Below are 3,726 nucleotides of genomic sequence, written 5' to 3' on the forward strand. Positions count from 1 at the left end.
ATGCACAGCCCCGTCACGTTCGAGGGCCTCTACAGGCCGTCAGGCACCGCTGAGTGACCTCACCTCAGGTGTCCGTGCTGCGGGGGGAAGCTCACCTCCGTCTGGCTCTTACCGTTCATGGCTTGTGCCTCTTGCCCCTGCTCTGACTGCTGCCACAGGGCCGCTGGAACAAATTTTGTCAGGCCACAGTGAATCGGTGCTGTCGGTGACGGTCGCCCCTGACGGCACCAAAGCCATCAGCGGCGGCGTCGACCAGACTGTTCGTGTCTGGGACCTGACCACCGGCCAGGAACTAGCTCAGCTCACCGGCCATACTCACCTCGTGTGGTCGGTGGCCGTGACCCCGGATGGCACGAAGGCCATCAGCGGCAGCGAAGATGGCACCATCCGCGTCTGGGACCTGACCATCTGGCAGCAAGTAGCCCACCTCGCTGGCCGCACCGGCTCAGTGCAGTCGGTGACGGTCACCCCTGACGGCACCAAAGCCATCAGCGCCGTCGACCAAACTGTTCGTGTCTGGGACCTGACCACCGGCCAGGAACTAGCTCAGCTCACCGGCCATGCCGACCAAGTGTGGTCAGTGACGGTCACCCCGGACGGCACGAAGGCCATCAGCGGCAGCGAGGATGGCGCCATCTATGTTTGGGATCTGGTCGCGGGTCAGCAACCAGCTGAGCTCGTCGGCCACACCAAACCTGTGCTGTCGGTGGCTATCACCCCGGACGGCACGAAGGCCATCAGCGGCAGCGAGGATGGCACCATCCGCGTCTGGGACCTGACCACGAGCCAGGAACTCACCCAGTTCGTCGGCCACGCCGGCCTTGTATGGTCAGTGAAGGTCACCCCTGACGGCATCAAGGCCATCAGTGGCGGCGCCGACAAAACCGTCCGTGTCTGGGACCTGAGCACCGGCCAGGAACTAGCCCAGCTCGTCGGCCACGCCGCACCTGTGCAGTCGGTGGCCGTGACCCCGGACGGCACGAAGGCCATCAGTGGCAGCGAGGATGGCACCATCCGCGTCTGGGACCCGACTGCCAGCCAGGAACTAGCCCAGCTCGTCGGCCACACCGCACCTGTGCTGTCCATGGCCGTGACCCCGGACGGCACGAAGGCCATCAGTGGCAGCGAGGATGGCACCATCCGCGTCTGGAGCCCGACTGCCAGCCAGGAACTAGCCCAGCTCGTCGGCCACACCGCACCTGTGCAGTCGGTGGCCGTGACCCCGGCGGGCACGAAGGCCATCAGCGGCGGTGCCGACAAAACCGTCCGTGTCTGGGACCTGAGCACCGGCCAGGAACTGGCCCAGCTCGTCGGCCACACCGCACCTGTGCAGTCGGTGGCCGTGACCCCGGACGGCACGAAGGCCATCAGCGGCAGCGAGGATGGCACCGTCCGCGTCTGGGACCTGAGCACCGGTCAGCGTCTATTCCGTCTCAGTGGCAACACCAGGTCCGTGTGGTCGGTGACGGTTACCCCTGACGGCACCAAAGCCATCAGCGGCGGTGCCGATGGGACGCTCCGCGTCTGGGACCTGACCACAGGCCAGCAACTCGCTCAGCTCACCAGCCATACTGGCCCCATTTGGTCGGTGACGGTCACTCCTGACGGCACCATGGTCATCAGCGGCGACGACAAGACTGTCCGGGGCTGGGACCTGAGCACCGGTCAGCGTCTATTCCGCCTCGATGGCCACACCGGGCTCGTGTGGTCGGTGACGGTTACCCCTGACGGCACTAAAGCCATCAGCGGCAGCGAGGATGGCACCGTCCGCGTCTGGGACCTGACCAACCGTGAACAAGTTGCGACCTGGGTAGGGGACTGTGGGATTGTCGCGTGCTGCGTGCTGAACAGCAAAACCCTGCGAATTTTAATTGCCCAATATCAGGGGCAGCCCTACACGCTCCAGCTACACAATGCTGACGGCAGTCCATATCAGTATCGGTAACTCAGCCATTGAGCACAGGAGTCCGAACCGTCGAGAAGTAACAAGAGATAAACAGGAGAGCAATTAGGGCAGGACGCTGTAAAGCAGTCCGATACGGCAACGTCGACGCACAGCTGCACGCTTCGGCATCCATTAGCTATCGCTAGACCAGGAGAGGATTTTTTAGCGCGCTGGCTGGCTCCCCTTTGCAAGCAGGATCTCAAGGTTATACATCGAACTGCTGGACATCAGCTGCCGCGGCCTGAGTAAAGTCGAGAAGGGCCCGGCAGGCCCTTCGGCCTCGGTCGGTTCGACTCTGTTCATCTGTAGCTTCGTGGATTTCCTCGGTCAGCCTCAACGCCAACGATGCCAAGTTATCGAGCTCCTGGTTCGTTGTGATCAGTCGCAGCCTGAAGAGAGCAGCCGTCGCGTTGGCGCGCTGATGGTAGGAATCATCGCGTGCTGTAGCGTACGCAGCATTCTGGGCGTCTTCCTGTTCACTGTGCCATCGTCGGTCGTTCTGGCTATTCCGAAAGTCCGTAAGTCGCGCCTGCGAAGGTGCTGTATGCGGCCAGATGTTCCTGCCGCAGTCGTTCTTCCCACGCGGACTGCCGCACTTGCTTGGCGGTCTGCATCTGGAAGACACATGTGGCGGTGACACCCAAGAGTGTCCCCATGATTGCTATGGGACTCGTTACCACGCTCCCCATCTGGCTAGTGGATCACGCGCACGTGCCGTCGTCATGCGCTATTACGTTCTGGCGCTACCGTTGACAGCCGCCTCATTCGGAGATCTTGCTAACGCATCTGCTAACAACGACCGTGGACTGACCCTGGCCTAAACGACTGCTGGCTTTCCATTCGCCCGACCGCGCTGTAAGCAGGACTTCGGCTGCTCGTGTATAGACGTAGACGCTCTTGACCTTGCTACGGATCAGAAGGCGCCTGGTTGATGCTTGGCTTGTCCCGACTCCAAATCTGAGTCATCGAGGGAGATCTTTGATGCCGTCACCTTCCGGGATCAGATCAGGTAGTGAGGCGGTTCGCCCAGGAGCAGGGCCAGTTCGTCCTCAGTAATGGTGAGGGCGAATCCCGAGCCCGGTCGCCCCGAGTTCCATCCTTGTTCGACGGCCCGTCGGATGCATCCGACGACCAGGGCGGGACGGATCGTGATCGTTCGCTCTGCCAGCCAGTTGTCCGGCCGGGCGCAGGGGAGTGACACCACGAGAACGCGTCCCGGCTTCTGGGCTCGCTCGACGGCGAAGGTGAGTGGGCTCCAGCAGTTGCCTTGGTTGTAGGTCGGCTTGTGGCGGACGCGCCAGCGGAAGACAGCGCTGTCGACGGTGGTGAGCCGCGAGCCCTTCTTCGGTATCGCCACAGCCGCCTCCAAGATCTGCTCTTGTTCCGTCGCTGTTCCGTGGGAGCATCGAAACCAGGGAGAAGCGACGCGAGACGCCCGCAAGCGTAACCGCTGCTCACCGACATGATCGAGTTGTTTTAACCGGTGACCGGATCGGACATCGGAGAACATGCAGATCTTCGAGGGCACCAATCAGATCCAGCGCCTGGTGATCAGCCGCCACCTTGCCAAGTGAGCTCCAGACGGTCATCGATGGCCTTGGTGGGCGCGAAGGCCACTCCCATGATCGGGACTGCCACCGCGATGTCCATCTCGGTGGCCGCGGCCGGATGAGGCAGAAAGGTCTTGCTCTTAGAGGTCCTAACAAAGTGAATCTTGACCGGCCGTGCATCCATGCTTCGATGGCCATCGAGATGTCTGGAGCCTAGGTTGCGTTCCGGAG

3 protein-coding genes are annotated in these 3,726 nt (G+C 62.3%); 1 reads left to right on the plus strand and 2 read right to left on the minus strand.

Going from position 1 to position 3,726, the window contains the following annotated elements; translation table 11 throughout:
• The first annotated feature begins 124 nt into the window (after positions 1-124).
• Complete coding sequence (locus tag ACWDRB_RS67625) at positions 125-1,945, plus strand: WD40 repeat domain-containing protein (RefSeq protein ID WP_449912824.1); 1,821 nt, start codon at positions 125-127, stop codon at positions 1,943-1,945.
• A gap of 1,000 nt (positions 1,946-2,945) precedes the next feature.
• On the opposite strand, the gene ACWDRB_RS67630 is transcribed toward ACWDRB_RS67625, so the two are convergent.
• On the minus strand, positions 2,946-3,314 hold the full coding sequence (locus ACWDRB_RS67630) for a hypothetical protein (RefSeq protein WP_449912826.1): 369 nt from the start codon (positions 3,312-3,314) through the stop codon (positions 2,946-2,948).
• A gap of 182 nt (positions 3,315-3,496) precedes the next feature.
• The coding region (locus tag ACWDRB_RS67635) for a hypothetical protein (protein WP_449912828.1) at positions 3,497-3,726 on the minus strand (230 nt) is incomplete at its 5' end.

This window comes from Nonomuraea sp. NPDC003707, assembly GCF_053587055.1.